We start from the raw sequence: 17,851 nt of genomic DNA on the forward strand, positions 1-17,851 counted from the left end.
CCGGCATGCGTTACAGTGGATGCCGCCGCGCCGCCCGACGGCCTGCCCAGATCCGAACCGAATCGCTATCGTGTCCAAGTCCTCAGAAAAACTCGATCTCGCCACGCGCGCCGCGTGGCTCTACTACGTCGCCGGCGACACGCAGAACGAAATCGCCGAGAAGCTGCAGGTGTCGCGCCCGGTCGCGCAGCGGCTGGTCGCGTTCGCGGTCGAGAAGAACCTGATCCGCGTGCGCGTCGATCACCAGCTCGCCGACTGCCTGGACCTCGGCGCGCAGCTGTCGAAACGCTACGGGCTCACGATGTGCGAAGTCGTGCCCGTCGATGCGGATGCGCCCGAGGCGATCGACCGCAAGCTCGCGGTCGCCGGCGCGCAGGTGATGGAGCGGTATCTGAACGAGACGCGGCCGATGGTGATCGCGGTCAGCAGCGGCCGCACGCTGAAGGCGGCCGTCGCGCAGATCGCGCAGATCGACCGGCCGCAGCACCGGCTCGTGTCGATGGTCGGCGCGATCGCCGCCGACGGCTCGTCGAACCGCTACGACGTCGCGCAGTACATCTCCGAGAAGACCGGCAGCAAACACTTCCTGCTGCCGGCGCCGCTGTTCGCCGACAGCGATGCCGAGCGCGCGCAATGGTGCAATCACCGGCTGTACCGGATCGTCGACGCGCTGTCGGCGCAGGCCGACGTCGCGTTCGTCGGCGTCGGCAACATCGGCCCGCACTGCCCGCTCTACGAGGACGGCTTCATCACCGAACAGGAACGCGACGAGATGACCGCGCGCGGCGCGGTGGCCGAACTGCTCGGCGTGCCGATCGATGCACAGGGCAAGCTGGTCGACGTGTCGACGAGCGCGCGCGTGACGAGCGTCGCGCTCGACACGCCGCCGAAGCGCCCGACGATCGCGTTCGCGGGCGGCACGAAGAAGCGCGACGCGGTGATCGCGGCGCTGCGCGGCGGCTGGCTGTCGGGGCTCGTCACCGACGAGAGCTGCGCGCGGGCGGCGCTCGACGCGTGATGGGCGGCGGTCATCGCGACCGCTTCGTGATTTCAGGCGATCGCTAGCGAAGCATGTGGTGAACGAGCGCGCGCTCGGCCGTCGTCGTTGCGCCATGCGTGCGCATCGTCGGCCGATGTGCGTCGCGGATCGTTGCTGCTAGGCGCGCCGCCGTGCAATACAACCTCGCCAACAACCCCGCCCCAAGCCCCCGCACCCGCTCACGCCGCCTTCGCATGCGCGGCCAGGCGCCGGAACGCGTGCCCCTGTTCGTCGAACAGATGGCAATGCCCGGCCTGCGCATGCAGATGCAGCGACTCGCCGCTGCGGTACGTATCGAGCGGCGGAATGCGCGCGATCAGCCCGTCCGGCGCGACCGGCGACTCCGCATACAGATACGCGGCGTCGCCGAGCGATTCGACGGCCATCGTCCGCGCTGCCACGCCGTCGGCCGCGTCGCCCACCAGCAGATGCTCGGGCCGCACGCCGACCGTCACGGCCGCACCGCGCTGCAGTCCGGCCGCGTCGACGGCGACGCGCTGCGTCGCGCCGCTGTCGAACCGCACCAGCACGCCGCCCGCATCGGCCGACTCGACCGTGCCCTTCAGGAAATTCATCTTCGGCGAGCCGATGAAGCCCGCGACGAACTGGTTCGACGGCGCGTGATACAGCTCGTTCGGCGTGCCGACCTGCTGCACCGCGCCGCCCGACAGCACGACGATCTTGTCGGCGAGCGTCATCGCCTCGACCTGATCGTGCGTCACGTAGATCATCGTGGTCTTCAGCTCGTCGTGCAGCCGCGCGAACTCCAGCCGCATCTTCACGCGCAGCGCGGCGTCGAGGTTCGACAACGGCTCGTCGAACAGGAACACCTTCGGCTTGCGCGTGATCGCGCGGCCGATCGCGACGCGCTGCCGCTGGCCGCCCGACAGCTGCTTCGGCTTGCGGTCGAGCAAGTGATCGATGTGCAGGATCTTCGCGGCCTGCTTCACGGCCTGGTCGATCTCCGGCTTCTTCGCGCCGGCGAGCTTCAGCCCGAACGCCATGTTGTCGAACAGCGTCATGTGCGGATACAGCGCGTACGACTGGAACACCATCGCGATGCCGCGCTTCGCGCTCGGCACGTCGTTGACCTTCGCGCCGTCGATCAGCAGCTCGCCGCTCGAGATGTCCTCGAGCCCGGCGATCATCCGCATCAGCGTGGATTTGCCGCAGCCGCTCGGCCCGACGAACACGACGAATTCGCCGTCGGCGATGTCGAGGTTCACGTTGCGCAGCACTTCGGTGTCATCGTAGCGCTTCGCGATGTTGCGCAGGTGCACGCTTGCCATGATCTGTCTCCGTTCGTTCGTGATGCGCCGCGTTCGCCGCGGCGCGCAATCGTTGCTAGTTCGGCAGCACGGCGCCCGTCGCCTGCCAGCGCGCGACGTAGCCGGGCAGCTCGTGCATGTCGTCGAATACGTGGCGCGCGCCGATCCCGCGCAGCGCGTCGATCTGCGCGGCCGACGCGTGGCCGCCGCCGACGAAGCCGAGCACGGTCATGCCCGCCGCCGCCGCCGCGGTGATGCCCGTCGCGCTGTCCTCGACGACGAGGCATTGCGCGGGCGCGACGCCGAGCGTGCGCGCGGCCGCGAGATAGACGTCGGGCGCGGGCTTCGGCCGCGCGACCGCGTCCGCGCAGAACAGCCGGTCGCCGAAGAAGCGCGTGAGCCCGGTACGCGCGAGCGCCGCCTCGACGTACGCGCGATAGCTGTTGCTCGCGCACGCGGTGGTCAGCGCGATCTCGGCCAGCGCCGCATCGATGCCGTCGACCATCGGCGCGTTGACGGCCGCCGCTTCGACCGCGCGCCGGATCGCTTCGACGTCACCGTCCGTCAGCGCGCGGCCGAGCGCGCCGGCCGCACCGGCCAGCACGCGCTCGATGCGCAGGCCCAGCAGCGGCATCACGGCCGGCCGCGCGTCGACGCCGGGCCAGCGCGCCTCGAGCTCGCGCACGAGGACGTCGGCGGCGACGGCTTCGCTGTCGATCAGCACGCCGTCGCAATCGCAGATCAGCACGCTCGGTTCATGGCCGGCCGCCGTCATTTGACGGCCCCGAACGTGAGCCCGCGCACCAGCTGCTTCTGCGACAGCCAGCCGACGATCAGGATCGGCGCGACCGCGAGCAGCGAAGCGGCCGACAGCTTCGCCCAGAACAGGCCCTCGGGGCTCGAATACGACGCGATGAACACGGTGAGCGGCGCCGCGTTCGAGCTCGACAGGTTGATGCTCCAGAACGCCTCGTTCCACGACAGGATCACGAGCAGCAGCGCGGTCGACGCGAGGCCCGGCAGCGCCATCGGCATCAGCAGGTAGACGATCTCCTGCCACGTCGACGCGCCGTCGATGCGGCCCGCTTCGAGGATGTCCTTCGGGATCTCGTTGAAGTACGTGAAGGTCATCCACACGGCGATCGGCAGGTTGATCAGCGTGTAGACGATCACGAGGCCCGACACGGTATCGAGCAGCCCCGCGTTCTTCCACAGCAGATAGATCGGCACCAGCACGCCGACCGACGGCATCATCTTGGTCGACAGCATCCACAGCAGCACCTTCTGCGTGCGGCGGTTCGGGAAGAACGCCATCGCATACGCGGCCGGCACCGCGAGCAGCAGCGAGATCACGGTGACGCCGGCCGAGATCAGCACCGAGTTCCACGCGAACGCGAAGTAGTCGCTGCGCGCGAACACCTCGCGGAAGCTGTCGAGCGTCGGCACGAACAGCAGCGTCGACGCATACGCCTGCTGCTCGGTCTTGAACGCGGTGATCGCCATCCAGAAGATCGGAAAGAACAGCAGCAGCGCGATCAGCCAGGCGAGCGCGCCGGGCAGCGCGCGGCGCACGAGCGCGAACGGGGCCGGCGCAGGCCGGCTTGCGAAAGTCAGGTCGCTCATTTCTCGTACTCCCCTTTCAGGTTGCGCGCGAGCATCCGCACCAGGAAGAACGACACGACGTTCGCGACCACGACGGCGATGATCCCGCCCGCGGACGCGAGGCCGACGTCGAACTGCTGCAGGCCGAGCGCATAGATCAGGTACGACAGGTTGGTGGTCGCGTTGCCTGGGCCGCCGCCCGTCGTCGTGTAGATCTCCGCGAAGATCGACAGCAGGAAGATGGTCTCCATCATCACGACCACCGCGATCGCGCGCTTCAGATGCGGCAGCGTGATGTAGAAGAACATCGCGATCGGGCCGGCGCCGTCGATGCGCGCGGCTTCCTTCTGCTCCTGGTCGAGCGACTGGATCGCCGTGAACAGGATCAGGAACGCGAACGGCAGCCACTGCCACGCGACGATCGCGATCACCGCGGTGAGCGGGTAGTCGGCGAACCAGTCGACCGGCGTCATCCCGAGCGCGCGCATCGCGTTCGCGACGAGCCCGTACACCGGATGCAGGATCATGTTCTTCCAGATCAGCGCGGCGACCGTCGGCATCACGAAGAACGGCGCGATCGCGAGCAGCCGCGCAACGCCCTGCCCGTAGAACTTGCGGTCGAACAGCACGGCCATCAGCACGCCGCCGACCACGGTGATCGCGAGCACCGCGCCGATCAGCACGAGCGTGTGCCAGATGGCCGGCAGGAACGACGGATCGGTCGCGAGAAAGCGGTAGTTGTCGAAGCCGGCGAAGCCCTTCACGTCCGGGTTCAGCAGGTTGTAGCGCGAGAACGAATACCAGATCGTCATCGCGAGCGGGATCGACATCCACAGCAGCAGCACCGCGACGGACGGCGACACGAGCCAGCTCGCGCCGCCGCGCGCGCGGCGCGGCGCACCGGGCGGCGTCGCCGCGTCGCCGACCGACGGCGCGTGGCTCAGGGGAAGACGTAGATGACGCATGATCGGATTCCTCCGGTTGATGCGCGGGCAGATGCGGCCTGCCCGCGCTTGCGCTGCGCCGGGCCGCGGCGCACGCGACGTGCGCGCCACGGCGCGGCGCGAGCGGCCTGCGTTACTTCCGGTAGCCGGCCTGGCGCACCGCGCGGTCGGCCGCCGCCTGGCCGGCCGCGAGCGCCTGGTCGACCGACATCTGCCCGGCCACCGCACCGGCGATCGCCTGCCCGACCACCGTGCCGAACGACTGGAATTCAGGGATCCCGACGTACTGCACGCCCGTGTACGGCACCTTCTTCAGCGACGGATCGTTCGGGTCGGCCGTCTCGATCGCCTTCAGCACGAACTCCGAGAACGGCGCGGCGGCCTTGTACTCGGCGCGCTGGTACGTCGACGTGCGCGTGCCCGGCGGCACCGACGCCCAGCCTTCGTCCTTGCCGACCATCTCGATGTACTGCTTCGACGTCGCCCACGCGATGAACTTGCGCGCGGCGTCCTGCTGCTTCGACGTCTTCGGGACCGCGAGCGCCCACGCCCACAGCCAGTGCGAGCCCTTCGGCGTGACGGCGACCGGCGCGGCCGCGAAGCCGATCTTGTCGGCGACCTGCGACTGCTGCTTGTTGTAGAGCATCCCGGCCGCGACCGTCGCGTCGATCCACATCGCGCACTTGCCCGACGCGGTCAGCGTCAGGTTTTCGTTGAAGCCGTTCGAGCTCGCTCCCGGCGGGCCGTCCTTCTTCAGCAGGTTCACGTAGAAGCCGATCGCCTTCTTCCATTCGGGCGACGTGACCTGCGCGTTCCAGTTCTCGTCGAACCAGCGCCCGCCGAACGTGTTCACGACCGTCGACACGTACGCCATGTTCTCGCCCCAGCCGGCCTTGCCGCGCAGGCAGATCCCGTAGATGCCCTTCGACTTGTCGGTGAGCTTGTCGGCGAACTCGGCGACCTGGTCGTAGGTCGGCTGATCGGGCATCTTGAGCCCCTTCGCCGCGAACAGGTCCTTGCGGTAGAACGTCATCGAGCTTTCGACGTAGAACGGCAGCGCGTACAGCTGGCCGTTGTACGACAAGCTGTCGCGCGCGGTCTTCACGATGTCGTTGAGGTCGTAGTCGGCGGGCAGCCCGGTCATCGGCGCGAGCCAGCCGCGCTTGCCCCACTGCGGCGTCTCGTAGGTGCCGATCGCCATCACGTCGAACTGGCCGCTGCCGGTCGTGATGTCGGTGGTCGCGCGCTGGCGCAGCACGTTCTCCTCGAGGATCACCCAGTTCAGCTTGATGTCCGGGTTCGCCTTCTCGAACGCCGGCGACAGCTTCTTCAACTCGATCATGTCCGGGTTGTTCAGCGTCGCGATCGTCAGCGTGCCGGCCCACGCGGCGCACGCAGCCGTCGCGAGCGCGGCTCCGGCGAAGCAGCGTACGGCGGCATCGAGCGTCTTTCGTTGCATGGCATGTCTCCTGTGATTGTTCGAACTGTCGTCGGTGGTGCGTGTTGCGTTGGTGGTGCGTGTTGTTGCGTCTTGCTGTATCCGTCGTGCTGCGCTTCGTTCGCAGCCGGTCACACCGGCCGCTGCATCCCGCACGCGCGCGCATAGTGCGCGATCACGTCGCGGATCCGGTGGCGCACCCACGCGCGCGGCGCCTTCGCGAGCACGCCCGCGCGGCACGCCGCGTACACGTCCGGCAGCCACTGCGCGACGAGCGTCTCGGGCACCGGCTGGCGCGCGAGGTTGTCGAACAGCTGCTCGACCGCCGCCGCGACGGCCGGCTGCAGCCAGTAATAGCGGATCCGGTCGCTGTAGCCGAACTGACGCGCGAGCCGCTGCTCGGCCTCGTCGCCGCGGTAGTACGGCGCCCAGTGTTCGGGCTGCGCGCGCATCGCCGCGTCGACCACGTCGCGCAGCCGCGAGCGCAGCGCAACGTCGCCGATCAGCGCGTCCTCGATGAAGCTGAGCGCGAACAGCGCCTCGCGCAGCGCGAAGGTCAGCGCGGGGCCGACCTTCAACACCGCGAAATGATCGCGCACGAGCGCGGCGAGCGCGTGCTCGGTCTGATAGTCGGTCGAATGCGCTTCGAACACGAGGCGCGGCACGCGCAGGATGCTCGCGCCGAGCGCCGCGGCCTTCGCGCTGTCGTAGTCGAGCACGTGGCGATCGTCGAAGTCGACGCCCGGCTGCGCGACGACCGCGACCACGCGCGTCCATGCGTCGTCGAGCCCGGCCGCCGCGAACGCGCTGCGATGCGCATCGAGCGTCGCGCCGATGCTGTCGCTGCGCGTGACGGCGATGCGTGCGATGGCCGCACCGTCGGCGTCGCCGTCGGCCGACACCTCGCCGCCGGGCGTCGGCACTTCGGTGCCGATCACGTAGACCGGCGCGAGGCCGGCGCGCGACGCGGCGCTCTCGGCCGCGCGGCACAGCTGCGCCGCGCGCGCGGCGATCGTGCGATCGTCGAGCCGCGCCGGATCGTCCGCGCACGCCATGCTCGCATCGAGGTGGATCTTCTCGAACCCGGCTTCGACGTATGCGGCGACCATCGCGGCCGCCTCGCGCATCGCGTCGGCCGCGCGGCGGTGCCGCCACGGATTCGGCCCGAGATGATCGCCGCCGAGCACCAGCGCCGACGGCGCGAGCCCGCAGCGTTGCGCGATCGCATCGACGTCGCGCCGGAAATCGGCCGGCGTCATCCCCGTATAGCCGCCGACGTGGTTCACCTGGTTGCAGGTCGCCTCGATCAGCAGCGGCGAGCCGTCCGCGCGCGCGGCCTCGCACGCGGCCTCGAGCACGAGCCGGTGCGCGCTGCAGACCGAATAGATGCCGCGCTGCGCGCCGCCGCGGTTCGCGTCGAAGATCATCCGCAGCACGGTGTGCGCGTGCGCGGTGCGCGGCGGCTCGACCGTGCTCGTCAGGCCGGGCATGCGACACCCCGCTCGGTCAGGAACCGCTCGATCTCGGCCGCGTCGCTGTTGCCCTCCATCGGGCCGCGCCGCGTGACCGCGATCGCGCCGGCCGCGTTGGCGCGGCGCAGCGCGGCGTCGATCGGCATGCCGGCGACGAGGCCCGCGACCAGCGTGCCGCCGAAGCAGTCGCCGGCGCCGGTCGGATCGAGTTCGTCGACGGGCCACGCGGCCGCGTCGACGCGGCTCGTCCGGTCGAATGCGGCGCTGCCGGCCGCGCCGCGCTTGAGCACGACGCGCTCGAGCAGCGAATGCGTGGCGAGCAGCCCGGCGATCGCGCGCTCGGCCGGCTGCGGCCCGCAGAAGAACGGCAGATCGGCGTCGCTCGGCAGGAACAGATGGCAGGCGGCGAGCATCGCGTCGAGCGCCGCGCGCAGCGGCGGGAAGCTCAGCATCTCGGGCCGCACGTTCGGATCGAACGACACCTTCGCGCCCGCGCGCGCCGCCTCGATCACGCCGCGCTGCACCGCCGCGATCGCCGCCTCGCTCGTCAGCGACGAGCCCATCACGTGGAAGTAGCGGCAGCCGTCGAACATCGCGGCATCGACGTCGGCGGCGTCGATGCAGGCGGCCGCGCTGGTCGCCAGATTGAACACGAAGCTGCGCGAGCCGTCGTCCCGATACGCGACGAACGCGGTGCCGGTCGGGCGCTCGACGCGGCGGATGCGCGTGATGTCCACGCCGTCGCGCTCGAGCCGCGCGACGATCGCATCGCCGAACGCGTCGCGGCCGACGCAGCCCGCATAGGCGACGCGTGCGCCGAGCCGCGCGGCCTGGTCGGCGAAGATCGCCGGCGCGCCGCTCGGGAACGGGCCGGCGAACAGGCCCGGTGCGTCGAAGCCCTGACCGCGTTCGAGCGCGACGAATTCGGCGAGCAGTTCGCCGACGATCACGATCTCGGCCATCATGCAGGCCCTCGTGCGACGGCGGCCGCGTGCGGCGGCTGCGTCAGGCTGGCGCGTGCGAGCGGCGGCATGTCAGCTCATCCAGTTGCCGCCGTCGACGTTCAGCGTCTGGGCGGTGATGTAGTCGGCGTCGGCCGACGCGAGGAACAGCGCGGCGCCCGTCAGGTCGCCCGGCACGCCCATGCGGCCGAGCGGCACCGCTTCGCCGACGAGCCGCTTCTTCTCGCCGAGCGGGCGGTTTTCGTAGCGTGCGAAGAGCGCGTCGACCTGCTCCCACATCGGCGTGTCGACCACGCCCGGCGCGATGCCGTTCACGTTGATCCGGTGCGGCGCGAGCGCGAGCGCGGCCGATTGCGTATAGCTGATCACGGCCGCCTTGGTCGCGCAGTAGTGCGACACGAGCGCCTCGCCGCGACGCCCGGCCTGCGACGACATGTTGATGATCTTGCCGCCGCGGCCCTGCTCGACCATTCGCTGCGCGACGGCCTGCATCAGGAAGAACAGCCCTTTCACGTTGACCGCGAACAGCCGGTCGAACACGTCCCACGATTCGTCGAGGAGCGGGCGCATGTCGAACAGCGCGGCGTTGTTGAACAGGATGTCGACGCCGCCGAAACGCTCAACCGCGGTGGCGACGATGCGCTCGATGTCGTCACGCCGCGTGACGTCCGCGGTGACCGCCGCCGCGCGGCCCGGATGCGCTTCGATCAGCCGCGCGAGCGAGCCGCTGGCCGGCTTCAGGTCCACCAGCACGCAGCGCGCGCCCTCGTCCAGATAGCGTTGCGCGACCGCCTCGCCGATGCCGCTTGCCGCGCCCGTCAGGATCGCGACCTTCTGTTCCAGTCTCACTGGGTGTCTCCGGTTCGTTCTGCTGCATGAAGGCCGCGAGGTGAGCGAACGCTCGCCAGCCGATCAATTGCTCTGTTTGTGGTCGAATGATCGGATACGCGATTCGCGCTGTCAAGGCGACGCGGCGGCTTTCGATGATGCGCTGCGGCACGCCGATGCGCGGCAGCGGCCGTCCATGCCCGTCCGGCAAAGGCGCGCGGGTTCGGTGCAGCGCGGCTGAGGCGCGGCGCGTGCGGCGGCGCGCATCGGCGACGCCGCAAGAGCGGTGCAAATCGGCGAGATACGTTATATCATCGCGGTACTCCGTCACCTTGCCTGCTTGCTGCCATGGCTACCTCAACGCCCATCGACGCCCGCCTGTCCCGGGCCGACGCATTCGCCGCCGAGCACGGGCTCGCGTGGACGCCGCTGCGCCGTCAGGTCTACGAACGCGTGCTGGCCGCGCAGCGGCCGATCGGCGCGTACGACCTGCTCGCGGAGCTCGAGCCGCAGCGCGGCCGCGTCCCGCCGACCACCGTCTATCGCGCGCTGGATTTCCTCGTCGAGCACGGCTTCATCCATCGGATCGAATCGAAGAACGCGTTCTTCGCGTGCTGCGAGATCGGCGTGCCGCACGAAGGCCAGTTCCTGATCTGCGATTCCTGCGGCGAAACCGTCGAAATTCCGGGCAGCGACCTCGCGAAGCAGCTGTCCGCGAGCGCGCCGGCGCACGGTTTTGAAGTCCATCACCAGGTCGTCGAGCTGAACGGCCTGTGCGGGCACTGCAAGGGCAAGCCCGCGTCACGCTGATCCCGCATCGGGCGGCGTGACGCGCCGCCCCTTCCTACGAGGAGTTCCATGTTCATTGCCCTGAAGCGCGCGCCGCGGCGCCCCCGGTCGCTTGTCCGCCTGCTCGGCGTGGCGGCCGCCGCGCTGTCGATCGCCACGCCCGCGCTCGCGCAGAGCGCGACCGTCAACGTCGTCGCCGCCGAAAATTTCTATGGTGACGTCGCGTCGCAGATCGGCGGCCGCCACGTCGCGGTCACGAGCATCCTCAGCAATCCCGACCAGGATCCGCATCTGTTCGAAGCGAGCCCGAAGACGGCGCGCGCGCTGCAGCACGCGCAGATCGTCATCTACAACGGCGCGAACTACGACCCGTGGATGGCCAAGCTGCTCGGTGCTTCGACGCAGGCGCGGCGCGCGACGATCGTCGTCGCCGATCTGGTCGGCAAGAAGGCCGGCGACAACCCGCACCTGTGGTACGCGCCGGCGACGATGCCGGCCGCCGCGCGTGCGCTCGCGGCCGAGCTCGGCCGCGCCGATCCGGCGCACAAGGCCGACTACGACGCGAACCTGCAGAAGTTCGTCGCGTCGCTGCAGCCGATCGACGCGAAGGTCGCCGCGCTGCGCGCGCAGTACCACGGCGTGCCGGTGACGGCCACCGAGCCGGTGTTCGGCTACATGTCGGATGCGATCGGCCTCGACATGCGCAACCAGCGCTTCCAGCTCGCGACGATGAACGACACCGAGGCGAGCGCGCAGGACGTGGCCGCGTTCGAGAACGACCTGCGCAAGCGGCAGGTGCGCGTGCTGATCTACAACAGCCAGGCCGAAGCGCCGATGACCAAGCGCCTGCTCAAGCTCGCGCGCGACGGCGCCGTGCCGACCGTGAGCGTCACCGAGACGCAGCCGGCCGGCAAGACGTTCCAGCAATGGATGGCCGGCCAGCTCGATGCGCTCGCGGCCGCGCTGGCCGCCGGCAAGCAATGATCGCGATCACGCCATGAACGCCACTCCCCCCGCACTCGCACTCGAGGGCGTCACGCTCGAACTCGGCGGACGCACGATCCTGCGCGACGTCAGCTTCTCGATCGAACCCGGCGAATTCGTCGGCGTGCTCGGCCCGAACGGCGCGGGCAAGACGACGCTGATGCGCGCGGTGCTCGGCCTCGTGCCGCTCAGCGGCGGCACGCTGTCGGTCGGCGGCGTGGCGCTCGCGCGCGGCAACGCGTCGATCGGCTACATGCCGCAGATCAGGAGCGGCCTCGCGAATCGCCGGATGCGCGGCTACGACTTCGTCGCGATGGCCGCCGACGGCCACCGCTGGGGGCTGCCGCATACGAGCGCCGCGACGCGGCGCGACGTCGACCGCGTGCTCGAGCTGGTCGGCGCGACCACGCTCGCGCGCCGGCCGCTGTCCGAGCTGTCGGGCGGCGAGCGGCAGCGGCTGCTGCTCGCGCAATGCCTGCTCGGCAATCCGAAGCTGCTGCTGCTCGACGAGCCGCTGATCAGCCTCGACCCGAACCATCAGCGCGGCGTCGTCGAACTGGTGCGCAACGTGCAGCGCGAGCTCGGCATCACCGTGCTGTTCTCCGCGCACGAACTGAATCCGCTGCTGAACGCGCTCGACCGCGTGCTGTATCTCGGCAACGGCGTCGCGGCGCTCGGCACCGTCGACGAGGTGATCACGAAGCCGGTGCTGTCGCGCCTGTACGGTTCGCCGATCGACGTGATGCGCGTGAACGGCAAGATCTTCGTGATGTCGGGCGACGTCGAGATCGAAAAGCACGACCACGAACACGAGCACGACGATGGCCACGCGCACGGCGGCGGCGCACATGCTCATCAACACCACGGACACGCTCATCCCGGGCATTCGCACGATGTTTGAATACGATTTCATGATCAACGCGTTCGCCGCGGCGGGGATCGTCGCGGTGCTCGCGGGCATCGTCGGCTACTTCCTCGTGCTGCGCGGACAAACCTTCGCGGGCCACGCGCTGTCGCACGTCGGCTTCACCGGCGCGACCGGCGCGGTGCTGCTCGGCATTTCGCCGATCTGGGGGATGGTCGGCTTCACGCTCGCGGCCGGCATCGGGATGGGCGCGCTCGGCGAACGGCTCGCGGGCCGCGACGTCGCGATCGGCGTGATCCTGTCGGGCGCGCTCGGCTTCGGCTTGCTGTTCCTGCATTTCTACACGTCGTTCGCGACGCAGGTCACCGCGCTGCTGTTCGGCAACGTGCTGGCGGTCAGCCGCGACACGCTCGCGGCGCTCGCCGGCATCGGCGCGGTGAGCCTCGTCGCGCTGGCGCTGATCGCGCGGCCGTTGCTGTTCGCGTCGCTGCAGCCGGAACTCGCCGAAGCGAAGGGCGTATCGCTGCGCACGGTGTCGGTGCTGTTCCTCGCGGTGTGTGCGCTGGCGGTGGCGGCGGCGACGCAGATCGTCGGCGTGCTGCTGGTGTTCACGCTGCTGGTCGGGCCGGCGGCGGCCGCGCAGAACCTGTCGACGCGGCTGTCGACCGGCGTGCTGCTCGCCGCGCTGTTCGCGCTGTTCGAAGCGTGGGTCGGCATCGCGCTCGCGTATTACACCGACTGGCCGACGAGCTTCTGGATCACGGCGCTGTCCGCGCTCGTGTACGGCGCAAGCCTGCTGCGACGGCATTGAGCGTCGCGCGACGAGGCGCGCAACGCCGGCTTGCCGTCGCGCATGCCGGCGTTTTCTTATGCGGCATGCGCGCGCGACGTGCGGCGCGCGCCGCAGGTCACGCAGCGGGGACGAAGCTCACGGATTCAGCACGCGCGCATGATGCGCGATGTGATCGGCGATGAACGTCGAGATAAAGTAGTAGCCGTGATCGTAGCCGGGATGGCGGCGCAGCGTCAGCGGCTGACCGGCCTTCTCGCACGCGGCTTCGAACACATCGGGGTTCAGCTGGTTCGCGAGGAACTGATCGGCCAGCCCCTGATCGATCAGGATGCCTTCCTCGAACTTCGGCGCATCCGCGCGCGCGACCAGTTCGCTCGCGTCATGCTGCTTCCACGCTTCGCGATCGGCGCCGAGATAGCCGGTGAACGCCTTCTCGCCCCACGGGCAACGCGACGGCGCGGCGATCGGCGCGAACGCCGACACCGACCGGTACAGGCCCGGATGACGCAGCGCGAGCGTCAGCGCGCCGTGACCGCCCATCGAATGGCCGAAGATCCCGAGCCGCGTGCCGTCGATCGGCAGCTCGGCCGCGACCAGCGCGCGCAGCTCGTCGGTCACGTACGACTCCATCCGGTAATGGGTCGACCACGGCGCCTGCGTCGCATCGACGTAAAAGCCCGCGCCGACGCCGAAATCCCACGCGTCGGTCTCGCCCGGCACGCCTGCGCCGCGCGGGCTCGTATCGGGCATCACGAGCGCCAGCCCGTACTGGGCCGCGTACTGCTGCGCGCCGGCCTTGATCGCGAAGGTCTCGTCGGTGCACGTGAGCCCGGCGAGGTAGAACAGCGCCGGCACGCGACCGTGCGACGCCTGGCGCGGCAGGTACACCGAGAACTTCATCGGCAGGCCGATCGCCTTCGAATCGTGGCGATAGAAGCGTTGCTCGCCGCAGTGGCAAGCATGCGAAGAAATGAGTTCGAGCATGGGATTCCCTTCCGTTCAATACTGCGTGACCGGGCGAATCGATTCGCCCGCGTTCATCGGTTGAAGCCGTCGGCGGGCTTCGTGCGCGGTGGCGTGCGCGCGGGGCGGCGTCGTGCGGTGGCGTGTCGCGCGGTTCGAGAGCCTGGCGGATCGCGAAACGCTCGACGTGGCGTCGGATGCGGTGCGGGGCGATCGAAATCGCTACCGCTAACGCAACTGCGACTGCGACTGCAACCGTGATCGCAACTGCAACCGTCACCGTCACCGCAACTGCGACCGCAAAGGCAACTGCAACTCCAACCGCAACCGAAACCGCGACTGCAACGGCGACTGCAACTTCAACCGCAACAGAGATTGCGACCTCAACGAGACCGCCCCGGCAACCGTCCCCGCAACCCGATCGTGGCCGCCATGATCCTCGATTGCGCCGACTGCCGCACGCGTGAATCGGCCGCCCGCTTGCCACGACACGTCATCGCCAGCATGGGCCGGCTCGCGCCGGCATGTGCGCGAGTTTAAACGCCGCTCGTGAACCACGTGTCGGTTCGCGCATACAGATCGATGAAGCGCGCATACCGCGCGGCCAGCGCGCGATCGTCGCGCGGCGCCGCGACCGGCGACGCTGCCGGCGCGAGTGTGCGCAGCGCGTCCTCGCGCCAATGCCCGAGCGCGACGCCCGCGAGCAGCGCCGCGCCGCGCGTCGCCGCGTTCGGACAATCGACCGCCTCCAGCGACGCACCGAGCGCATCGGCGAGCAACTGGCGCCAGCGCGGGTCGACGGAGCCGCCGCCCGCGAGCCGCAACGTCGCGACCGGATCGGCCGGATTCGCGTCGCGAATCGCATCGAGCCCCGCGCGCAGCGCGAACGCGACGCCCTCGAACGCCGCGCGCATCATGACGCCGCGCGTGTCGCCGAGCCCGAGACCGAGCCAGCCGCCGCGTGCGTCGGGGTTCATCCACGGCGAGCGCTCGCCGCTCAGGTACGGCAGGAAGCCAAGCCGCTCCGACGCCGGCTGCGCGAACGCGTCGTCGTAGGCATCGGCCCAGTGCGCATAGCCGAGCCAGCCGCGCACGGCCTCGAGCGCGAGGCCGACGTTCTGCATCGCGGCCATCGTGTAGTAGCCGCCGCCGGCCGCCGTGCGATAGCGATGCAGCCCGCGCCGCGCGGGCGGCAACGCGTGTGCGAGCACGACGATCTGGCCGCCGCTGCCGGTGGTCAGCAACGCGTCGCCGGCCGCGACGAGGCCGCTGCCGAGCGCCGCGCACGCGGTGTCGGCCGCGCCCGTCGCCAGCGGCACGCCGGTCGGCAAGCCGAGCGCGGCCGCGGCCTTCGCGTCGAGCACGCCGCAGCGCGCGCCCGACGGCCGCAGCGGCGCAAACGCGTCGAACGGCAGCCCGAGCGCGTCGATGCGCGCCGTCTCCCATGCGCCGTCCGGCGTCGCGAGCGCGGTCGCGCAGGCGTCGCTCGGATCGGCGGCGAGCTCGCCGCCGAGCGCGGTGCGCAGCCAGTCCTTCGGCTGCACGGCGTGGCGCGCGGCGCGCAGCGACTGCGGCTCGTGCACGGCGAGCCATCTCAGCAGCGGGCCGGCCATCCCCGGCGCGACGGGGTTCGGCGCGTCAGGCCACGCAGACGCATCGGCTTCGCGCACCGCGCGCGTGTCGGGCCACAACAACGCGGGCCGCACCGGCCGGCCGGCGGCGTCGAGCAGCACGACGCCGTGCATCTGTCCGGAGAAGCCGATCGCGGCGACCTGCTCGCGTTCCGCCGACGGCAGCCGCGCAGCGGCGCGCACCAGCGCCTGCCACCACGTGTCGGGCGCGATTTCGGCCCAGCCGGGCCGCGGCGACGACAACGCATAAGGTTCGCTCGCGACCGCGCGCTCGACGCCGTCGGCATCGAGCGTGACGAGTTTGACGGAGCCGGTGCCGAGGTCGATTCCGAGCAGGCGCATGACGGGACGCAGTATTCGAATGAACGGATGTCGATGATAGCGGGATCGCGCCGCGCGCCCCGCTTCGCCGCGGTTTTTTCGATGCCACGGCAACGCGACACGGCCGCAACGCGACGCCAACGCGCGCGCATGCTGCGCGTCCCGTGCCGTGCCGGCAAAAAGACCTGCGCGCGGGTTAACCCGGCGCGATTTCCGCCCGGTCGTTTTTGCCACTATGCCGGCGCGGCGATACAGACCATAAGGCCGGCCATATTTGACATGGGGGTCCGCGCTATTTTGAACGGCTATAAAAGTGGGAAACCTTGCTCCCGCGTGAGTTTCCCGATGATCGACACCCAATCGCCCGCCGTAACGGCATATCGAACCAGCAAAGAACGGAATAGAACCCAGTGCTCTTGTTGCGATGGTGCATTCCGCATAACTTCGTACCACCCCGAAAACAAGATCATGGAGTGAGACAGATGCAATCGAACACGGTCCATCCGTGCGATGAGGTGCTGCCGACCGGCAAGCTGGTAACGCTTGGTCTGCAGCACGTCCTCGTCATGTACGCCGGCGCCGTCGCCGTGCCGCTTATCGTCGGCGGCGCGCTGAAGCTGCCGAAAGACCAGATCGCGTTCCTGATCAGCGCCGATCTGTTTTCGTGCGGCATCGCGACGCTGATCCAGACGCTCGGCCTGTGGATCTTCGGCATCCGCCTGCCCGTCATCATGGGCTGCACGTTCGCGGCGGTCGGCCCGATGATCGCGATCGGCACCAACCCCGGCCTCGGCATGCTCGACATCTTCGGCTCGACGATCGCGGCCGGCATCATCGGCATCGTGCTCGCGCCGACGATCGGCAAGCTGCTGCGGTTCTTCCCGCCGGTCGTGGTCGGCACCGTGATCGCGGTGATCGGGCTGTCGCTGATGGAGGTCGGGATCAACTGGGCGGCCGGCGGCGTCGGCAACCCCGACTACGGCAGCCCCGTGTATCTCGGCCTGTCGCTGCTGGTGCTCACGCTGATCCTGCTGATCAACAAGTACGGCCGCGGCTTCATCGCGAACATCTCGGTGCTGCTCGGCATCGTCGCCGGCTTCGCGATCGCGTTCGCGATCGGCCGCGTCAATACCGATGGCGTCGCGCACGCGCCGTGGGTCGGCTTCGTGATGCCGTTTCATTTCGGGATCCCGCACTTCGACCCACTGTCGATCGCGACGATGGTCACGGTGATGTTCGTCACGTTCATCGAATCGACCGGCATGTTCCTCGCGGTCGGCGACATGGTCGATCGGCCGGTCGATCAGGAGCGCCTCGTGCGCGGGCTGCGCGTCGACGGCCTCGGCACGCTGATCGGCGGCATCTTCAACTCGTTTCCGCATACGTCGTTCTCGCAGAACGTCGGCCTGATCGGCGTGACGGGCGTGAAGAGCCGCTACGTATGCGCGACGGGCGGCGTGATCCTGGTGCTGCTCGGGCTGTTCCCGAAGATGGCGCAGGTCGTCGCGTCGGTGCCGCCGTTCGTGCTCGGCGGCGCGGGCATCGTGATGTTCGGGATGGTGGCCGCGAACGGCATCAAGGTGCTGTCGAAGGTCGACTTCGTGAACAACACGCACAACCTGTTCATCGTCGCGGTGAGCGTCGGCATGGGCCTCGTGCCGGTCGTGTCGCCGCACTTCTTCTCGAAGCTGCCGCCCGCGCTCGCACCGATCCTGCACAGCGGCATCCTGCTCGCATCGGCTTCCGCCGTACTGCTGAACATCGTGTTCAACGGCGTCAAAGGCGAGAAGGACGCGCGCTGCGAAATTCGCCGCGCCGGCCACGACTTCGACGGACGCCCGGCCGACGTGCATCACTGACCGGCTCCGGCCGGCAGCGCAGAACGCCACGGCTTGCCGTGGCGTTCTGCTTTTGGGACCCACGAGTGCATGCACGCGACGGCGGCCGCGATA

The 17,851-nt window shown here is 69.6% G+C and carries 16 protein-coding genes; 6 read left to right on the forward strand and 10 right to left on the reverse strand.

Going from position 1 to position 17,851, the window contains the following annotated elements:
- Positions 1 to 19: 19 nt before the first annotated feature.
- Positions 20 to 1,018 (forward strand): sugar-binding transcriptional regulator, encoded by a 999-nt coding sequence (locus MYA_RS11480; RefSeq protein ID WP_011885871.1) that lies wholly within the window; start codon positions 20 to 22, stop codon positions 1,016 to 1,018.
- Between the two features lie 200 nt (positions 1,019 to 1,218).
- Here MYA_RS11480 and MYA_RS11485 read toward each other — a convergent pair whose 3' ends face one another.
- From MYA_RS11485 to MYA_RS11520, 8 genes are all read right to left on the reverse strand, one after another.
- Entirely contained in the window at positions 1,219 to 2,328 is a 1,110-nt protein-coding gene (locus MYA_RS11485) for an ABC transporter ATP-binding protein (protein ID WP_014723542.1), read from the reverse strand.
- Positions 2,329 to 2,383: 55 nt separating this feature from the next.
- Complete coding sequence (locus MYA_RS11490) at positions 2,384 to 3,082, reverse strand: HAD family hydrolase (protein ID WP_011885873.1); 699 nt, start codon at positions 3,080 to 3,082, stop codon at positions 2,384 to 2,386.
- On the reverse strand, positions 3,079 to 3,930 hold the full coding sequence (locus tag MYA_RS11495) for a carbohydrate ABC transporter permease (protein WP_014723543.1): 852 nt from the start codon (positions 3,928 to 3,930) through the stop codon (positions 3,079 to 3,081). The genes MYA_RS11490 and MYA_RS11495 overlap by 4 nt, the downstream gene beginning before the upstream one ends.
- Positions 3,927 to 4,874, reverse strand: a complete 948-nt coding sequence (locus tag MYA_RS11500) for a carbohydrate ABC transporter permease (protein ID WP_041493882.1) — start codon at positions 4,872 to 4,874, stop codon at positions 3,927 to 3,929. The genes MYA_RS11495 and MYA_RS11500 overlap by 4 nt, the downstream gene beginning before the upstream one ends.
- Positions 4,875 to 4,986: 112 nt before the next feature.
- A complete protein-coding gene (locus MYA_RS11505; protein ID WP_014723545.1) occupies positions 4,987 to 6,312 on the reverse strand; it encodes an ABC transporter substrate-binding protein in 1,326 nt (441 codons plus the stop codon).
- 110 nt (positions 6,313 to 6,422) lie between these two features.
- Positions 6,423 to 7,781, reverse strand: a complete 1,359-nt coding sequence (locus MYA_RS11510; RefSeq protein WP_014723547.1) for a D-tagatose-bisphosphate aldolase, class II, non-catalytic subunit — start codon at positions 7,779 to 7,781, stop codon at positions 6,423 to 6,425.
- Positions 7,769 to 8,725 carry a sugar kinase gene (locus MYA_RS11515; RefSeq protein WP_041493883.1) on the reverse strand — a complete coding sequence of 319 codons (957 nt, stop codon included), beginning with the start codon at positions 8,723 to 8,725 and terminating at the stop codon, positions 7,769 to 7,771. Before MYA_RS11515 ends, MYA_RS11510 begins: the two co-directional genes overlap by 13 nt.
- A 72-nt stretch (positions 8,726 to 8,797) precedes the next feature.
- The gene (locus MYA_RS11520) at positions 8,798 to 9,574 is read right to left on the reverse strand and encodes an L-iditol 2-dehydrogenase (RefSeq protein WP_011885879.1); all 777 of its coding nucleotides are present in this window, start codon (positions 9,572 to 9,574) and stop codon (positions 8,798 to 8,800) included.
- Between the two features lie 327 nt (positions 9,575 to 9,901).
- Here MYA_RS11520 and MYA_RS11525 point away from each other — a divergent pair, with 327 nt between their 5' ends.
- The 4 genes from MYA_RS11525 to MYA_RS11540 are packed head-to-tail and all read left to right on the forward strand — an operon-like array spanning position 9,902 to position 13,002.
- Complete coding sequence (locus tag MYA_RS11525; protein ID WP_011885880.1) at positions 9,902 to 10,363, forward strand: Fur family transcriptional regulator; 462 nt, start codon at positions 9,902 to 9,904, stop codon at positions 10,361 to 10,363.
- 48 nt (positions 10,364 to 10,411) lie between these two features.
- Positions 10,412 to 11,326 carry a metal ABC transporter solute-binding protein, Zn/Mn family gene (locus tag MYA_RS11530; RefSeq protein ID WP_014723549.1) on the forward strand — a complete coding sequence of 305 codons (915 nt, stop codon included), beginning with the start codon at positions 10,412 to 10,414 and terminating at the stop codon, positions 11,324 to 11,326.
- Positions 11,327 to 11,339: 13 nt separating this feature from the next.
- Positions 11,340 to 12,227 (forward strand): ABC transporter ATP-binding protein, encoded by an 888-nt coding sequence (locus tag MYA_RS11535; RefSeq protein WP_014723550.1) that lies wholly within the window; start codon positions 11,340 to 11,342, stop codon positions 12,225 to 12,227.
- Positions 12,220 to 13,002, forward strand: a complete 783-nt coding sequence (locus MYA_RS11540; RefSeq protein ID WP_014723551.1) for a metal ABC transporter permease — start codon at positions 12,220 to 12,222, stop codon at positions 13,000 to 13,002. Before MYA_RS11535 ends, MYA_RS11540 begins: the two co-directional genes overlap by 8 nt.
- 117 nt (positions 13,003 to 13,119) lie before the next feature.
- Here the strand turns inward: MYA_RS11540 and fghA are convergent, their stop codons facing one another.
- Positions 13,120 to 13,968: an S-formylglutathione hydrolase gene (fghA, locus tag MYA_RS11545; protein WP_014723552.1), complete on the reverse strand. Its 849-nt coding sequence runs from the start codon at positions 13,966 to 13,968 to the stop codon at positions 13,120 to 13,122.
- Positions 13,969 to 14,483: 515 nt separating this feature from the next.
- Positions 14,484 to 15,920: a xylulokinase gene (locus MYA_RS11550; protein WP_014723554.1), complete on the reverse strand. Its 1,437-nt coding sequence runs from the start codon at positions 15,918 to 15,920 to the stop codon at positions 14,484 to 14,486.
- 461 nt (positions 15,921 to 16,381) lie between these two features.
- Between MYA_RS11550 and MYA_RS11555 the strand changes: the two genes are divergently transcribed.
- On the forward strand, positions 16,382 to 17,758 hold the full coding sequence (locus MYA_RS11555; protein WP_011885887.1) for a nucleobase:cation symporter-2 family protein: 1,377 nt from the start codon (positions 16,382 to 16,384) through the stop codon (positions 17,756 to 17,758).
- Positions 17,759 to 17,851: the final 93 nt, after the last annotated feature.

The sequence above is a fragment of the Burkholderia sp. KJ006 genome (assembly GCF_000262695.1).
In the GTDB taxonomy this organism is placed as follows: domain Bacteria; phylum Pseudomonadota; class Gammaproteobacteria; order Burkholderiales; family Burkholderiaceae; genus Burkholderia; species Burkholderia vietnamiensis.